This is a genomic window from Mycolicibacterium sp. ND9-15 (genome assembly GCF_035918395.1).
GTDB lineage: Bacteria > Actinomycetota > Actinomycetes > Mycobacteriales > Mycobacteriaceae > Mycobacterium.
In genome coordinates this window covers 3,979,649-3,995,423 of record NZ_CP142362.1, presented here as the reverse complement: position 1 = coordinate 3,995,423, position 15,775 = coordinate 3,979,649, and the positions used below count along the sequence as shown (strand labels likewise).

The 15,775-nt window shown below is 68.1% G+C and carries 18 protein-coding genes and 1 pseudogene; 6 read left to right on the top strand and 13 right to left on the bottom strand.

Going from position 1 to position 15,775, the window contains the following annotated elements; all coding sequences use genetic code 11:
- Nucleotides 1-22 precede the first annotated feature (22 nt).
- The 3 genes from QGN32_RS19075 to QGN32_RS19065 are packed head-to-tail and all read left to right on the top strand — an operon-like array spanning nucleotide 23 to nucleotide 940.
- A complete protein-coding gene (locus QGN32_RS19075; RefSeq protein WP_326545845.1) occupies nucleotides 23-253 on the top strand; it encodes a hypothetical protein in 231 nt (76 codons plus the stop codon).
- On the top strand, nucleotides 234-611 hold the full coding sequence (locus tag QGN32_RS19070) for a hypothetical protein (RefSeq protein WP_326545844.1): 378 nt from the start codon (nucleotides 234-236) through the stop codon (nucleotides 609-611). Before QGN32_RS19075 ends, QGN32_RS19070 begins: the two co-directional genes overlap by 20 nt.
- The gene (locus QGN32_RS19065) at nucleotides 608-940 is read left to right on the top strand and encodes a DUF3817 domain-containing protein (protein WP_067215765.1); all 333 of its coding nucleotides are present in this window, start codon (nucleotides 608-610) and stop codon (nucleotides 938-940) included. Before QGN32_RS19070 ends, QGN32_RS19065 begins: the two co-directional genes overlap by 4 nt.
- Here the strand turns inward: QGN32_RS19065 and QGN32_RS19060 are convergent.
- From QGN32_RS19060 to clpS, 12 genes are all read right to left on the bottom strand, one after another.
- Entirely contained in the window at nucleotides 918-2,348 is a 1,431-nt protein-coding gene (locus QGN32_RS19060) for an MFS transporter (protein ID WP_326549154.1), read from the bottom strand. The two genes, QGN32_RS19065 and QGN32_RS19060, sit on opposite strands and share 23 nt — an antisense overlap.
- Nucleotides 2,349-2,440: 92 nt before the next feature.
- A complete protein-coding gene (rdgB, locus tag QGN32_RS19055) occupies nucleotides 2,441-3,079 on the bottom strand; it encodes an RdgB/HAM1 family non-canonical purine NTP pyrophosphatase (protein ID WP_326549153.1) in 639 nt (212 codons plus the stop codon).
- Nucleotides 3,076-3,858, bottom strand: coding sequence for a ribonuclease PH (gene rph / locus QGN32_RS19050; RefSeq protein ID WP_326545843.1), 783 nt, complete (start codon nucleotides 3,856-3,858; stop codon nucleotides 3,076-3,078). Before rph ends, rdgB begins: the two co-directional genes overlap by 4 nt.
- Before the next feature lie 44 nt (nucleotides 3,859-3,902).
- A complete protein-coding gene (locus tag QGN32_RS19045) occupies nucleotides 3,903-4,679 on the bottom strand; it encodes a cyclic nucleotide-degrading phosphodiesterase (protein WP_326549152.1) in 777 nt (258 codons plus the stop codon).
- 67 nt (nucleotides 4,680-4,746) lie between these two features.
- Nucleotides 4,747-5,568, bottom strand: coding sequence for a glutamate racemase (murI, locus tag QGN32_RS19040; protein WP_326549151.1), 822 nt, complete (start codon nucleotides 5,566-5,568; stop codon nucleotides 4,747-4,749).
- An 8-nt stretch (nucleotides 5,569-5,576) separates the two neighbouring features.
- Nucleotides 5,577-6,269: a rhomboid family intramembrane serine protease gene (locus QGN32_RS19035; protein ID WP_326545842.1), complete on the bottom strand. Its 693-nt coding sequence runs from the start codon at nucleotides 6,267-6,269 to the stop codon at nucleotides 5,577-5,579.
- Complete coding sequence (locus tag QGN32_RS19030; protein WP_326545841.1) at nucleotides 6,260-7,222, bottom strand: PLP-dependent cysteine synthase family protein; 963 nt, start codon at nucleotides 7,220-7,222, stop codon at nucleotides 6,260-6,262. The genes QGN32_RS19035 and QGN32_RS19030 overlap by 10 nt, the downstream gene beginning before the upstream one ends.
- Before the next feature lie 2 nt (nucleotides 7,223-7,224).
- Nucleotides 7,225-7,506 carry a MoaD/ThiS family protein gene (locus QGN32_RS19025; protein ID WP_326545840.1) on the bottom strand — a complete coding sequence of 94 codons (282 nt, stop codon included), beginning with the start codon at nucleotides 7,504-7,506 and terminating at the stop codon, nucleotides 7,225-7,227.
- A gap of 13 nt (nucleotides 7,507-7,519) precedes the next feature.
- Nucleotides 7,520-7,933, bottom strand: coding sequence for a M67 family metallopeptidase (locus QGN32_RS19020; RefSeq protein ID WP_326545839.1), 414 nt, complete (start codon nucleotides 7,931-7,933; stop codon nucleotides 7,520-7,522).
- 80 nt (nucleotides 7,934-8,013) lie between these two features.
- The gene (locus QGN32_RS19015) at nucleotides 8,014-9,033 is read right to left on the bottom strand and encodes a P1 family peptidase (RefSeq protein WP_326545838.1); all 1,020 of its coding nucleotides are present in this window, start codon (nucleotides 9,031-9,033) and stop codon (nucleotides 8,014-8,016) included.
- 61 nt (nucleotides 9,034-9,094) lie between these two features.
- A complete protein-coding gene (aosR, locus tag QGN32_RS19010; protein WP_326545837.1) occupies nucleotides 9,095-9,679 on the bottom strand; it encodes an oxidative stress transcriptional regulator AosR in 585 nt (194 codons plus the stop codon).
- Nucleotides 9,680-9,686: 7 nt separating this feature from the next.
- Nucleotides 9,687-10,001: an ATP-dependent Clp protease adapter ClpS gene (clpS, locus tag QGN32_RS19005; protein WP_326545836.1), complete on the bottom strand. Its 315-nt coding sequence runs from the start codon at nucleotides 9,999-10,001 to the stop codon at nucleotides 9,687-9,689.
- A 102-nt stretch (nucleotides 10,002-10,103) separates the two neighbouring features.
- On the opposite strand from clpS, the gene QGN32_RS19000 reads away from it, so the two are divergent.
- From QGN32_RS19000 to QGN32_RS18990, 3 genes and pseudogenes are all read left to right on the top strand, one after another.
- Entirely contained in the window at nucleotides 10,104-11,363 is a 1,260-nt protein-coding gene (locus tag QGN32_RS19000) for a nicotinate phosphoribosyltransferase (RefSeq protein WP_326549150.1), read from the top strand.
- Between the two features lie 93 nt (nucleotides 11,364-11,456).
- Nucleotides 11,457-13,436 (top strand): ATP-dependent DNA helicase, encoded by a 1,980-nt coding sequence (locus QGN32_RS18995; protein ID WP_326545835.1) that lies wholly within the window; start codon nucleotides 11,457-11,459, stop codon nucleotides 13,434-13,436.
- A gap of 67 nt (nucleotides 13,437-13,503) precedes the next feature.
- Nucleotides 13,504-14,935: pseudogene (locus QGN32_RS18990) on the top strand (neutral zinc metallopeptidase).
- Here the strand turns inward: QGN32_RS18990 and QGN32_RS18985 are convergent.
- Nucleotides 14,936-15,670, bottom strand: a complete 735-nt coding sequence (locus tag QGN32_RS18985) for an MspA family porin (RefSeq protein ID WP_326545834.1) — start codon at nucleotides 15,668-15,670, stop codon at nucleotides 14,936-14,938. It abuts the pseudogene before it with no gap.
- Nucleotides 15,671-15,775: the final 105 nt, after the last annotated feature.

Genomic DNA, 15,775 nt, shown 5'->3' with positions numbered 1-15,775 from the left:
GTACCTCGCGGCGACGATCGCCTTGGTTGTCGGACCTGCCGAATATGTTCTGCCGTACACCTATGGAAGGGGCCGGTCGCACAGCACGCGTCTGTCCAGCACCGCCGCGCTCGACAAACTCGGCATCCCGTGGACCCGATCTAGCAAGTACATCGTGTCGGTCTACCGCAAGTCCGCGACCGCCCGCCTCGACGAGTTCGTCGGCCCCAAGGACGTCGCGGTACCGTTGGAAGGTGTCCACTACACGGCGTAGGAGGCCGGCGCTCATCGCACTGGCGATCGTCGGCGCCGCCGGCTGCCTGGCATTGGCCTGGTGGCAGTGGACCCGCTTCGAGTCGACCTCGGGTAGCTTCCAGAATCTCGGCTACGCCCTCCAGTGGCCCCTGTTCGCGGGCTTCGTCGTGTATGCGTATTACAAATTCGTCCGCTACGAGGATGCACCGCCCGAACCGACGAAGCGCGACAAGATCACCGAGATCCCCGAGGACCTGCTGCCCCAAAAACCTTCAGCACCAGTTCATTTCGATGACGTCGACGACCCCGCACTACGCGAGTACAACGCCTACCTGGCGGAGCTCGCGGAACAAGACAAGGAACACCCGGCCACATGACCGAACCACCGATCACCTCCGCAGAGAACATCCGCAAGGCGCTCCTGGGCTACCGGGTGCTCGCCTGGACGACCGGCATCTGGCTCATCGCACTCTGCTACGAGATGGTGATGAAGTACGTCTACCACGTTGAGGGCCTGAACTGGATCGCGGTCGTCCACGGCTGGGTGTACTTCGTCTACCTGCTGTTCACTGCCAACCTTGCGGTCAAGGTGCGGTGGCCGATCGGCAAGACCATCGGCGTGCTGCTGGCCGGCACGATTCCCCTCGTCGGGATCATCGTCGAGCAGGTGCAGACCAAGGAAATCAAGGACCGTTACGGTCTGTAGCCAGGGCCAGGCCGGCTGCGGCCTCGTCGGCCTCGTCCGCCTTCGGGATGGCCAACGCGGTGAGCGCGGCGACGACGGCCGAAGCCGCCGCGATCATCAGCGCAACCCGCAGACCGGCCAGTGACGGCACCTGCTGCCCCGCCACTGTGGTCGTCATCACCGCGAGCACCGCACCCAGCACCGCGCTGGAAATCGACGTACCCAGCGACCGTGCGAGCGCGTTGATCCCGTTGGCCGCGGCGGTCTCCGATACCGGGACCGCCGCGTTGATCAGCGCGGGTAATGAGGAGAACGCGAAACCGACGCCGACGCTCACCACCACGTTGAACAGGCACAGCTGCCAGGGGCTGTTCATCAGTAACAGGCCCATCATGTAGCCGACGGCTACCACCGTCGAGCCGACGAACAGCGTGAGCCGCGGCCCGCGCATACCGGCGATCCGAGCCGCCACCGGCGACGACAACATCATCGCCAGTCCACCGGGCGCCATCCACAGCCCGGCCTGCAGCAGCGACTGCCCCAGCCCGTAGCCCGACCCCGCCGGCATCTCGAGGATCTGCGGCGCGATCAAGGACATAGCGAACAACGCGAAGCCGACCGCAACGGAGGCCAGGTTTGTGGTCAGCACGGGCCGCTTCAGCGTGGTGCGCAGGTCCACGATCGGCGCCGCAGTCCGGAACTGCCACACCGCGAACAACGCGAAGATCACGATCGACGCGACGAACAAGCCCACGGTGAGTGCACTCGTCCAACCCCAGTTTCCGCCCTTGGAAATCGCGAGCAACAGCGTCACCAACCCGCCCGCGAGACCGATCGCGCCCAGCGCGTCGAAGCGGTCGGCGGAGACGGCAGGGATGTGCGGCACCAGCGCGGCGAACGACACCGCGCACACCACCCCCAGGGCGGCGCCGAACCAGAACAGAGCGTGCCAGTCGAAGCGGACCGCGATGATCGCCGAAAGCGGAAGTCCAAGGGCGCCACCCACCCCCAGCGATGCGCTCATCAGGCCCATCGCGGTGCCGACCCGGTGAGCCGGCACCGACGCCCGCATCACGCTGATGCCCAACGGGATGATCGGCATCCCGAACCCCTGCAGGCCGCGGCCGACGATGACCGGCAGCAGCGAGGTCGTCGTCGCCGCAAGCAGCGAGCCCGCCGTAAGCAGTACGGCGCAGATGATCAGGATGGGCTTGGGCCCATACATGTCCCCGAGCCTGCCGAACATCGGTGTCGCGACGGCCGCCGTCAGCAACGTCGCGGTGATCACCCACGACGCGTTCGACGCGCTGGTGTTCAACAGCATGGGCAGTTCGGGGATGAGCGGGATGAGGAACGTCTGCATCAGCGACACACTGATGCCTGCTGCCGCGAGCACCGCCACGACGATCGCCGGGTGCCGGGTCCGCACCCTCAGCGAACCGTTCGTGCCGCGACCAACCACCCGGGGATAGTACCCATTAGGTGATCTATATAAGATCCGTCCCGCTCAGCCGCCGACCATCAGCCTGCGCCCCGAGCGGCCAGCTCGCGCAACGCGGGCAACAGCGCCGCCAGGGCACGCCCTCGGTGCGACGCCGCGTCCTTCTCGACGGGAGTGAGTTCGGCGGCGGTCCGCGACGATCCGACGGGCAGGAAGACCGGGTCGTAGCCGAACCCGCCGTCCCCGCGCGCCTCGCGGACGATGCTGCCCAACCACACCCCTCGCACGACGGTTTCTTTTCGGCCGCCGCCCGCGCCAGATACCAGCGCGCAGGCCGATACGAACGCCGCGCCGCGCCGCTCGTCGGGTACGTCGGCAAGCTGCGCCAGCAGCAGGGAGATGTTGGCTCGGTCCTTTTCGGCGGCATCGCCGGCCGCGCCCGACCAGCGCGCCGAGAGCACCCCCGGCATCGCGTTCAAAGCAGCGACTTCCAGCCCGGAGTCATCGGCGACCGTCGCCAACCCCGTCGCCCGATGTGCGTCGCGCGCCTTGGCCAACGCGTTCTCCTCGAATGTCGCCCCGGTCTCGGGCGCCTCGTCGAACGCGGGCACGTCGTCGAGAGAGAGCAACGTCAGCCCCGTTACCCCCGCCGCCTCGAGCACGCGCTGCAACTCGGCCAGCTTCCTGGGGTTGCGGCTGGCCACCAACAACTCGGTCAGCTTCCGAACGCCTTCTTCGGCGGCTCTTTCGGCTCCGGCAGCACTCCGGGATAGGGCAACTCCAACGCCTCGCGCTGGATCACGAAGATCTGCTCGCACGCGGCCATCGCGGCGTCGAGCATCTTGTCCAGCGTCGAGCGCGGGAACGTCGCGCCCTCCCCGGTGCCCTGGATCTCGACCAGTGTTCCGGTGTCGGTGGCGACGACGTTCATGTCGACCTCGGCGCGCGAATCCTCGGTGTAGGGCAGGTCCACGCGAATGCGCCCGTCGACCACGCCGACGCTGACCGCGGCGATCGCGCACGACAGCGGCCGCGGGTCCGAAAGTTTGCCCGCCGCCGACAGATAGGTCACCGCATCCGCCAACGCGACGTAGGCGCCGGTGATCGCGGCCGTCCGCGTCCCGCCGTCGGCCTGCAGCACGTCGCAGTCGATCGCGATCGTGTTCTCGCCCAGCGCGGCGAGGCTGATGCATGCGCGCAGGGAACGGCCGACCAGTCGGCTGATCTCCTGGGTGCGGCCACCGACGCGGCCCTTGACCGACTCCCGGTCGGAACGATCGTGCGTGGCGGCGGGCAGCATCGCGTATTCCGCCGTCAGCCAACCCTGCCCGGTGCCCTTGCGCCAGCGCGGCACCCCCTCGGTGACGCTGGCCGTGCACATCACGCGCGTCTCGCCGAATTCCACCAGCACCGAACCGGCGGGATGCGTGGTGAAACCGCGGGTGATGCGCACCGGCCTCAGCTCGTCGTCAAGCCGGCCGTCTTCTCTTCGGGACACGAGCCAACCCTATCGGCTGGGTATGACCCCAACGCCTCAGACCATCAAGCCGCGCGCGCGACGTCGAACGTCTCGTTGGACACCACCGCGTGCACCGGACCGTTGAACTCGGCCTTGGCCTCGCTGATGACGTCCTCGCGCGAAGTCCACGGCGGGATGTGGGTCAGCAGGAGTTCGCCGACCCCGGCCCGGGCCGCGGCGCGGCCCGCCTCGGTGCCCGACAGATGCAGGCGCGGTGGCCGCTCCGGGGTGTGGGTCCACGACGCCTCGCAGAGGAACACATCGGCGCCGCGGGCCAGGTCGATCAGCTGGTCGCAGTAGCCGGTGTCGCCGCTGTAGACCAGCGTGGCGCCGTCCTGATCGGTGATGCGCATGCCGTAGGACTCGGTCGGGTGGCAAACAAGCTTCGGCGTCACGCTCAGTGAGCCGATGGTGACCGCCTCGTTGTCGACCCAGTGCCGGATCTCGAAGACGTCGGAGAAGTCGTCGACCTCCCCGCCTTCGGGGGAGGACGCCGCGCCGAGCCGGGCCCACGTGTTGGCCGGGCCGTACATGACCCCGCGCTCCTGCGCAGGCGAGGGGTGGTAGCGCCGCCAAACGAACAGTCCGGGCAGATCTAGGCAGTGGTCGGCATGCAAGTGCGACAACAAGACATAGACGTCGTTGGGATCGGCGTGCCGCTGCAGCGCGCCCAGCACGCCAGGGCCGAAATCGAGGACCAACGGCGGGGTATCGGGCGCGGAGACGAGGTATCCGGACGCCGGCGAATCAGGCCCGACGACACTGCCGGAGCAACCGAGTACGGTGATTCGCACGCTCACTAGCTTGCCATGTCCGGTGGTCATGTGACGAAACATCACCGCTTTGGGCGTTCTTTCCTACTGGAGATCACTTCCGCGCGCCGACGTGACGATGAACGGGCCGGACTCCGTCGAGTGTCGGCCCGAGAAAGCGCGCGGCCAGCGTGGTGAACGCCTCAGGGTCGCCGGTCGCCTCGAAGACGCGTTGGACCGGAGGGCCGTCGTGGGGCCGCAGCAAATCGAGCTCGGTGAGCACTCTCAGCAAGTCTTTGGCGGTTTCTTCGGCACTGGACACGAGCGTCACGTTCTCGCCCATCGCCAGTTGGATCAGGCCCGACAGCATCGGGTAGTGGGTGCAGCCCAGCACGAGCGTGTCGACCTCTGCGCGCTGTAGTGGTTCCAGGTATCCCTCGGCCAACCCGAGCACCTGACGTCCGCTGGTGACCCCGCGCTCGACGAAGTCGACGAACCGGGGACAGGCGACTCCGATCACCTCGGCATCGCGAGCGGCCGCGAAGGCGTCCTGGTACGCGCCGGACGCGATGGTCGCCACGGTGCCGATGACGCCGATCCGTCCGGTGCGGGTGGTGGACACCGCGCGGCGCACCGCGGGCAGGATCACCTCGATCACGGGCACCGGCGCGTAGCGTTCGCGGGCGTCGCGCAGGCAGGCCGACGACGCCGTGTTGCAGGCGATGACGAGCGCCTTGACGCCGCGCGAAACCAGATCGTCGCCGATCGCCAGCGCATGGGCGCGGACTTCCGGGATGGACAGCGGCCCGTACGGGCCGTTGGCGGTGTCGCCTACGTAGATGATGTTCTCGTCGGGCAACTGGTCGATGATCGCGCGGGCCACCGTGAGTCCGCCGACGCCCGAATCGAAGATACCGACGGGTGCCTCCGAAGACACTGCGGAGTTCACGTCGTCAAGTACGGGTTCGAGGCCGCGCTCTTACGCTTTTCGCGAGCCTTGCGCTCCGGCCCCGAGAGTAGGTACGCGGCGATGACGCCCGCGACCGCCCCGCTGAGGTGGCCCTGCCACGACACGCCCGGTGTACCGGGCAGCACACCGAGCAGGACACCGCCATAGACGAGCAGCACGATCACGCCGACGACGATCTCCCACGCCTTGCGGGTGAAGAAGCCGAACACAATCAGGAACGCCAGCCAGCCGAAGATCAGCCCCGAAGCGCCGATGTGGTTCGGGGCCGGGCATTGCACGCCCGCGTACGGGCAGTGCACGCCCACGGTGCCGATCAGCCAGGTGCCGAGGCCGCCGAGGATCCACACGATGGCGGTGGCGAAGACGAACCGCGACATGCCGGCCAGCGTCATCAAGAACCCGAGCACCAGCGCCGGAACCGTGTTGGCGATCAGGTGGTCCCAGTTCGAGTGCAGCAGCGGTGCGAACAGGATGCCTACCAGTCCGTCGGTCTCCAACGGCCGGATCCCGTTGTCGTCGAGTCGATGGTCCGACAGCGAGTCGAACAGTTCGATCACCCACAGCAGCACGACGAAGCTGAGGATGGTCAGGCCGCCGACCACCCACGCGGGCCGCTTCTTCGGCCCAGGCGTGGGTGCCCCCGGGTATCCCGGGCCGCTCAAGCCCATAGCTGCCCTTCCAACGCGTCTTCGGCGTCATCCAGGCTACCGGCGTACGCGCCGGTCGACAGATACTTCCAACCGGCGTCGGCGACGACGAACGCGATGTCGGCCCGCTCCCCCGCTGTGACCGCCTTGGCCGCCATGCCCAGTGCGGCGTGCAGCACCGCGCCGGTCGAGATGCCCGCGAAGACCCCTTCGATCTGGACCAGATCGCGGGTGCGCCGGACCGCGTCGTAGGAGCCCACGGAGTACCGCGTCGTCAGCACGTCCGGGTCGTACAACTCGGGGACGAAGCCCTCGTCGATGTTGCGCAGCGCGTAGACGCCTTCGCCGTAGCGCGGTTCGGCGGCGACGATCTTCACGTCCGGCTTGTGTTCGCGCAGGTATCGCCCGGTGCCCATCAACGTGCCGGTCGTGCCGAGGCCCGCGACGAAGTGGGTGATCTCCGGCAGGTCGGCGAGCAGCTCCGGGCCCGTACCCTCGTAGTGCGACAGTGCGTTCGCCTCATTGCCGTACTGGTAGAGCATCACCCACGAAGGGTTCTGCAGCGCAAGCTCTTTGGCCTGAGCGACCGCGGTGTTGGAGCCGCCTTCCGCGGGCGAGTAGATGATCCGCGCGCCGTACAACTCGAGGAGCTGACGACGCTCGATCGAGGTGTTCTCCGGCATCACGCAGATCAGCTGGTAGCCCTTGAGCAGGGCGGCCATCGCGAGCGAGATGCCGGTGTTGCCGCTCGTCGGCTCCAGGATCGTCGCCCCGGGTCGTAGCTGACCCTGCCGCTCGGCATCCTCGATCATCCGCAGCGCGGGACGGTCCTTGATGGAGCCGGTGGGATTGCGGTCCTCGAGCTTGGCCCACAGCCGAACCTGGGGCTCGTCGTCCCAACGGGGCGACAACCGCTGCAGGCCCACCAACGGTGTGTCGCCCAGCGCCTCGAGCAGCGACTCGTAACGCGCCAAGATCAGCCACCCGCGACTGCGGGCAGGATCGTCACCGAGTCACCGTCGGCGATCGTGGTGTCCAGCCCGCCCGAGAACCGAACGTCCTCGTCGTTGACGTAGATGTTGATGAACCGGTTGAGCTTGCCGGCGTTGTCCTGGTCCATCAGGCGATCGGAGATGCCGGAGTGGTTGGCCTCCAGGTCGCTGATCACCGCCGCGAGGGTGTCGCCGGCGGCGGTGACGCGTTTCTCCCCGCCGGTGTGGGGGCGCAGGATGGTCGGGATCTCGACGGTGACAGACATGGCGTTCCTTTTCTCAGTATTGCTCGACGATCTTGACGGGTTCCTCGGTGACGACGCCGTCGACGATGCGGTAGCTCCGCAGTTCGTGTTCATCCGGGTCGCACGTCGAGATCAGAACGTAGTGCGCCTCGGGTTCCTGTGCGATCGAGACGTCGGTGCGGCTCGGATACGCCTCGGTGGCGGTGTGCGAGTGATAGATGACGACGGGCACTTCGCCGGCCTTCGACATCTCCCGGTGGACCCGCAGGTGCTCCATCGAGTCGAACCGGTACCACGTCGGCGAACGCTCGGCGTTGGTCATCTTGATGAAGCGCTCGGGACGGTCCGTCCCCTCAGGCCCCGCGATCAGCCCGCAGGCCTCGTCGGGATGATCGGTCCGGGCGTGGCCGACCATGGCGTCGACCAGATCCGCTCGGATCACCAGCAAGCCACACCTCTCCTTCTGCGCGAAACTGTATTCCGGCAGCGAAATATCGAGTGAACGCCTGCTGGAACGCAGTTTCGCGATTACGCGAACGCTCCGGGCAACAGGTCCCGGTACGCGGGTATTCCGGCCACCGACTCGGCGGCCAGCACACCGACCATCACAGCTCGCGCCAGGCTGTCCGAGGCGGCGGCGCCGACCGCGGTGATCAGCGGTACCTCCGGCGACATCGACGCAGGGGTCGTCGGATCGGGCGGGACCTCCACGGCTCCGGTGGCCAGCGCGAACACCGTGTCGCCGTCGAGCGGCGTGTGACACGGGCGGATGGTGCGCGCTAATCCGTCGTGCGCGGCGATCGCGACCCGTCGGCAGCCCGCCGAGCTCAGCACGGCGTCGGTGGCGACCACGGCGATGGTGGTGTTCAGCGGGCTGTACTCGACGTGTCGGCCGGCGTAGGCCGCGATCTGTTCGGCGGGCGGCGAGAGCAGTCCGAACTCCTCGATCTGATCCGCCAGCCAGGGCAGGCCGGTCGCGGTGTCGGCCACCTCCCCTGCGCAGTTGACTATCACCAGGGCACCGACCGTGACGCCGGAGTCGAGTTGCATCGACGCCGTGCCCACACCACCCTTGAGCACCCCGGCGCGCGCTCCCGTGCCGGCGCCCACGGTGCCGACGGCCACGTCCGTTCCCGCGCTCTCGGCCGCTGCGTAACCGAACTCTGCCGTCGGCCTGCACTGCCAGCCGCCGACCGGCAGGTCGAACACGACGGCCGCGGGCACGATCGGCACCACGCCGCCCTCCAGCGCGACCCCGCGACCCCGTTCCTCCAGCCAGCGCATCACCCCGTCGGCGGCGGCCAGGCCGTAGGCGCTGCCACCCGTCAGCACCACGGCGTCGATGTGCTGGACCGAGTTCGCCGGGTCGAGCAGGTCGGTTTCGCGGGTTCCGGGCGCGCCGCCCCTGCCGTCGACGGCGCCGACGGTTCCCGGCGGCGTCAACACGACGGTGGTCCCGCTCGCCCAACCCGAGCCCAGCGTCACATCCGGATCCAGCCGATGATGCTGTCCCACCCGAATGCCGGAAACATCGGTGATCGAGTTCACGAGAACCGTCTGTTCTTCGCGTGAGCGTCCCCCTGCGCTCCGCGCGGGCGGCACCCCCACATCATCGTGACTTGCCGATCAGGCCCAGGACCAGGTACTCCTGCAGCACGGTGAGCCACTGGTAGACGTCGAGGTGCCCGGCCATCGGGTGGTCGGCCGGCAATTCGTCGGGCCCGTCCGGCGAGATGGCGAGCATGGTGCCCAGCGCCAGCCGCATATCGTTGACCGCCGCCGCCCAGGCGTGCGCGTCGGACTCGGTCAGCTCGAACTTACCGCCCTCGATCGGCATGGTGTCCAAGAGTGTCTGCGCCGCTTGGCGTTTCGCGTCGATGATGGTTGGCTCATGCAGGCTCCGCAGCGCGCTGTTGAGGCTTTCGGCCGCACTGGAACCCGCCGGATGCTCGGTCTGCGGCCGGTAGAAGTCGGGCAGCAGCCGCTTCATGGTGTCGTCGTCCGGAGGTGTCGAGTTACCGGTGCGCATCCCGGTGATCGCTTCGAGTTCATCTGCAGGCGCGGAGGATTCGCGTTCATTGAGCATGCCGACCAGCGAGGTGGCGAGGCTTCGCAGCAGCGCGGCCTCGTGCGGCGCGACGGCCGACCGGAAGCGTGCGCCGTCGGCAGTCTCCACCCGCTTCCACTTACGCACGTGTCTGTCAGCGGTCCTGCTGCATGGTCGCCCACAACCCGGCGGCGTGGAGCTTGGACACGTCGGTCTCCATCGACTCGCGGCTGCCCGCCGAGACCACCGCCTTGCCTTCGTTGTGCACTTGGAGCATCAGCTTGGTCGCGTGTGGCTCGGGGTAGCCGAACAGCTTCTGGAAGACGTAGGTCACGTAGGTCATCAGGTTCACCGGGTCATCCCACACGATGGTCACCCAGGGGGTGTCGGCGGCCGCGTCTTCTTCCGCGACGGACTTGACGTCGCGCTCCTCGCGAGTCCCCGGTCGAGCCTTCGCCGGCGTAACCATGTCGTTCAGGATAGCCAACGCGTAGCCGGCGTTCGGAACTACTACGGTGACGGTGTGACCGCCGCAGCCCCGGCCCTGCTCACCGACAAGTACGAGCTGACGATGCTCGCGGCAGGGCTGCGCGACGGCACCGCGCACCGGCGCACCACCTTCGAGGTCTTCGCACGCCGGCTTCCGGAAGGGCGGCGCTACGGCGTGGTCGCGGGCACCGCACGGTTCGTGGATGCCTTGGCGCGCTTTGAATTCGACGATGCGACACTGTCGATGCTCGCGGATTTCCTCGACCGGGAGACGCTCGCGTATCTCGCCGACTACCACTTCCGCGGGGATGTCGACGGATACGCCGAGGGCGAGCTGTACTTCCCGGGCTCACCGGTGCTCTCCGTGCACGGAACCTTCGGCGAATGCGTCGTGCTCGAGACCCTCGCGTTGTCGATCTTCAACCACGACACCGCGATCGCGTCCGCCGCCGCTCGCATGGTCACCGCGGCCGACGGCCGGCCACTGATCGAGATGGGTTCGCGACGCACACACGAACAGGCCGCCGTGGCCGCCGCCCGTGCCGCATACCTCTCGGGCTTCGCCGGGTCGTCCAACCTGCAGGCCCAGCGCGACTACGGGGTTCCCGCGCTGGGCACCAGCGCGCACGCGTTCACGTTGCTTTACACCACCCATGACGGCCCCGACGAGCGAGCGGCGTTCCGGGCGCAGGTCGATGCGCTCGGCGTGGACACGACCCTGCTGGTGGACACCTACGACATCGCCGCGGGCGTGGCGACGGCCGTCGAAGTCGCCGGCGCGGAACTCGGTGCGGTGCGAATCGATTCCGGAGACCTCGGTGTGCTCGCGCGCCAAGTCCGAGCCCAACTGGACGGCCTCGGCGCCACCAAGACGCACATCGTCGTTTCCGGCGACCTCGACGAGTTCTCGATCGCCGCGCTGCGTTCCGAACCCGTCGACGTCTACGGTGTGGGCACTTCGCTGGTCACCGGCTCGGGCGCACCGACGGCGCGCATGGTCTACAAGCTCACCGAGGTCGACGGCCTCCCGGTCGAGAAGCGCAGCAGCCGAAAGCAGTCGCATGGTGGTCGCAAGCAGGCGCGCAGGCTGGTCAAGCCGACCGGCACGATCGTCGAGGAGGTCGTGCATCCCTATGGCCGTGCGCCCGCGGACCCCGACGGTCTCACCGGCCGGGCGTTGACGGTTCCTCTGGTACAGAGCGGCGAGCCCGTCGCCGACCTGGACTTCGACGCGGCCCGTCAGCGGGTCACAGCCGGCCTGACGAGCCTGCCGTGGGACGGCCTGAAGCTGTCGCGCGGCGAGCCGGCGGTGCCGACCCGACTGATCCCGCCCGGCGCGTAGGGGGCCGCCACGTCGGACACGCCGGATATCACGCAACTACTGGCCACCGCGGTCGCCGGCCTCGGCGGCAGCGAGCGAGCCGGCCAGATCGAAATGGCCCGGGCCGTCGCGAACGCCTTCGAGACCGGCGAGCACCTCGCGGTGCAGGCGGGGACGGGCACCGGAAAGTCACTGGCCTATCTGGTGCCCGCGATCGCACGGGCCGTCGACGCCGACGAACCCGTCGTCGTGTCCACCGCCACCATCGCGCTGCAGCGCCAACTCGTCGATCGTGACCTACCCCGGTTGGCTGAGTCACTGGCCGGCGCACTGCCGCGCGAACCCGAGTTCGCACTGCTGAAGGGTCGCGGGAACTACCTGTGCCTGAACAAGATCCATAACGGATCGGCCACCGAGCCCGACGACCGCGCTCAAGAAGAGCTCTTCGTGCCGGTGGCGAGCAGCGCCCTGGGGCGTGACGTGCAACGTCTCATCGCATGGTCTTCCGACACCGATACCGGTGACCGCGACGACTTGACCCCGGGTGTGCCGGATCGGTCCTGGTCACAGGTCAGCGTGTCGGCACGCGAATGCCTCGGCGCGGCCCGATGCCCGTTCGGCACCGACTGCTTCGCGGAGAAGGCACGGGAGAAGGCCGGCCGCGCCGATGTCATCGTCACCAACCACGCGCTGCTGGCCATCGACGCCGTCTCCGATGCCGCCGTGCTGCCCGAACACCACTTGCTCGTCGTCGACGAGGCTCACGAGTTGGTCGACCGGGTGACATCGGTGGCCACGGGTGAGTTGTCGGCGACGGCGCTCGGTGTCGCGCATCGCCGGGCGGCGCGCCTGGTCGACGAGGAACTGGCGCAAAGGTTGGAGGCCGCGACGGCGACGCTGTCGTCGGCGATCCACGACACCGCACCGGGCCGCATCGACGTGCTCGACGACGAGTTGGCGACCTACCTGACCGCGGTGCGCGACACCGCGCACCGGGTCCGCTCGGCGATCGGCACCGCACCCAGCGACCCCGCGGCTGCCTCCGCGCGCACCGAAGCCGTCACCGCGTTGTCCGACATCGCCGACACCGCCTCGCGCATCATCGACTCGTTCGTACCCGCCATCCCGGACCGCGCGGACGTGGTGTGGGTCGATCGCGAAGAAGCGCGCGGTACGGTGCGGACGATTCTGCGGGTAGCCCCGCTGTCGGTCTCAGCGTTGTTGCGCACCAGGCTTTTCGAGGATTCGACGACCGTGCTGACGTCCGCGACGCTGACCATCGGCGGCACGTTCGACGCGATGGCGTCGGCCTGGGGGCTCACGGGCGAGGATACCGAGTGGAGGGGTGTCGACGTCGGATCCCCGTTCGAGCACGCCAAGTCCGGCATCCTCTACGTCGCAGCGCACCTGCCCCCGCCGGGACATCGCGGCAGCGGTGCCGGAGCCGCCCCGGCGGCGACATTCAACACCGGAGCCGCCCCGGCGGCGACATTCAACACCGGAGCCGCCCCGGCGGCGACATTCAATTCCGCGGAACAACTCGACGAGATCGTCGCGCTGATCACCGCCGCCGGTGGCCGGACCCTCGGGCTGTTCTCCTCGATGCGCGCGGCCAAAGCCGCCGCCGAGATCATGCGCGAGCGGTTGGACACCCCGGTGCTGTGCCAAGGCGAGGACACCACGTCGGCGTTGGTCAAGCGGTTCGCCGACGATCCGGAGACGTCGCTGTTCGGGACGCTGTCGCTGTGGCAGGGCGTCGACGTGCCCGGCCCGTCGCTGTCCCTCGTCCTGATCGACCGGATTCCGTTTCCGCGGCCGGACGATCCGCTACTCTCGGCCCGCCAGCGAGCGGTGGCCGCCCGCGGGGGCAACGGCTTCATGGCGGTCGCCGCAAGCCATGCGGCCCTGCTGCTGGCGCAGGGTGCGGGCCGGTTGCTGCGCACCGTGGAGGACCGCGGCGTCGTCGCCGTGCTGGACTCCCGGATGGCCACCGCCCGCTACGCCGGCTACCTACGGGCGTCACTGCCGCCGTTCTGGGCCACCACCGACTCCATCCGCGTGCGTCAGGCGCTCGAACGTCTACGCACGGGTTGATTGTTTTCTATTCTGGCAGCGGTTCAGTGCGCGCCCCCAGGCCGCCTCGACGCGAAAGGCGGCGTTCATGAATCGACGACGCGCGCTCGGCGCGGTGGCCGCGGCACTTGCATTGACCGCCTGCACCAGCACCCTGCAAGGCGAACCCGTCTCGGTGTTCGCCGATCCGTTCCGCGTTGCGGGAATGCCGGCGACTGACGGGCCGACCGGTTTACGGCCCGATGCGCTGGGCCCGACGCGTGTGGTGATCGGTACCGATGAGAGCGACACCGACGAACTCGCCCGCCAGGCTATCAGCGACATCGAGGAATTCTGGGAGGACGCCTACCGCAACGCGTTCGGCGGCGATTTCAAGCCGGTCGATCGGCTCTACTCCTGGGACGCCAACGGGTTCGACGACACCGGTTTCTGCGACTTGGACACCTACGGTCTGGTCAACGCCGGCTTCTGCGATGCCGACAACACCATCGGGTGGGATCGCGGCGAACTCCTCCCGAGCCTGCGCCAGGATTACGGCGACATGGGTGTGACACTGGTGCTCGCCCATGAATACGGCCACGCAGTACAGGAGCAGGCCGATCTGGTGAACAAGGCCACCCCGACGCTGGTATCCGAACAGCAGTCCGACTGCCTGGGGGGGGGCCTACATGCGGTGGGTCGCCGAAGACAACTCACCGCGCTTCACCCTGTCGACCGGTGACGGGCTCAACAACGTGCTGGCGACCGTCATCGCGTTCCGCGATCCGCTGTTGAACGAGGACGACCCCGAAGCCGGTTTCGACGAGCACGGCTCGGCTTTCGAACGCCTTTCGGCCTTCCAATTCGGTTTCACCGACGGCCCGTCGGCCTGCGCAGCGATCGATATGCGCGAGATCGACCAACGGCGAGGCGATCTGCCGGTGCTGCTGGAAGAGGACGAGACCGGTGAATGGCCCGTCTCCGAAGAGTCGGTGCGTGCCGTCGTCGATGCGATGAACATCTTGTTCGAACCGGCCGCCCCGCCCGAGCTGAGCTTCGCTGCCGTCGAGTGCGCGGACGCCCGGCCGAGCCCACCGGTTTCCTATTGCCCCGCCACGAACACGATCGCCGTCGAACTCGATGAGCTCGCGAAGCTGGGCGCGCCGTCCGACATCGGGAATCCGGTGGGCCTGGCCACCGGCGACAACACCGCCTACTCGGTGCTCGTGTCGCGGTATATGCAGGCGATCCAGCGCGAGCGGGGTGGGGTGGCGCTGGACAACGCCGAGGCTGCGCTGCGCACGGCGTGCCTGACCGGCGTCGCGACCACCAAGTTGTCCAAGAGCGTGAACACCCCGGACGGCAACACCGTGGCGCTGACCGCAGGCGATGTCGACGAAGCCGTGTCCGGCATCCTGACCAACGGGCTGGTGGCCAGCGACGTCAACGGCGAGTCGGTGCCCTCGGGCTTCTCACGCATCGACGCGTTTCGCCTCGGGGTACTCGGCGATGCCGAGCGCTGCTTCAAGCGGTTCGACTAGTCAGATTTTCTTTGTCACGCCGTACCAGGCGACGATCGCCTCCGACTCGTCGGTCGACCGGGTCAGGAACGCATACGAGCGGATGAACGACTCGCCGACGCAGCCGTCGATCTTGACCCGGAAGTTGCTCACCATCACCCACGGCTTGGCGCCGGTGAACTCTTTCTTCGTCACCGGAATCACGTTCACCAGACCTGGTTTGAGCCCGACGGTGATGCCACCGCCGAGGTTGCCGCCGAGGCTGGGCAAGATTCCGATATCCAGCGTATCGACGGCGTCGATCCCCAGGATTCCGATCGATGGGCTGATGCCCGCGGTGCCGGTCAGCGAGACACCGTTCGAGGTGCTCATGTCGATGCCGCAGCCGATCTCGTAGCCGACCTCGAGGGCGCCTTGTGGTGGTTCATCCTCCTCCGGGCCGGTCAGTGAGCCCATATAGGTTCCGCCGACCTCGTACTCGCGGGACGACAACGCCGTCGTCAGCGGAGGTATCGGGGCCTGAGTCTCGTCCTTGGCGCCCATCTCGAGACGCCAGCCGTCAGGAGCTTCCTTCACCGCCGGCGGCGTCGACTCGACCGCACCCTCCACCGGCGGCGGGGCCGCCTCGGCAACCACCTCGGCCACGATGGGCTCAGCATCGGGTTCAGCCGAAGCGAGCGCAGCGCCCGCATTCCCCAGTACACCCACGATGGCGATGCCTGTGATGCCGCGTCGCAGCACTCTCCCAACCGTCACTGCCTGCCCTCCCGATCCTTAGCAACGCTTCGGAACCTACCGCGACGGTCGTCGCTGTCGAGCGGATGCCCCAGAATCGGCCCAATTGAGTAGTCAGGTGGGCAT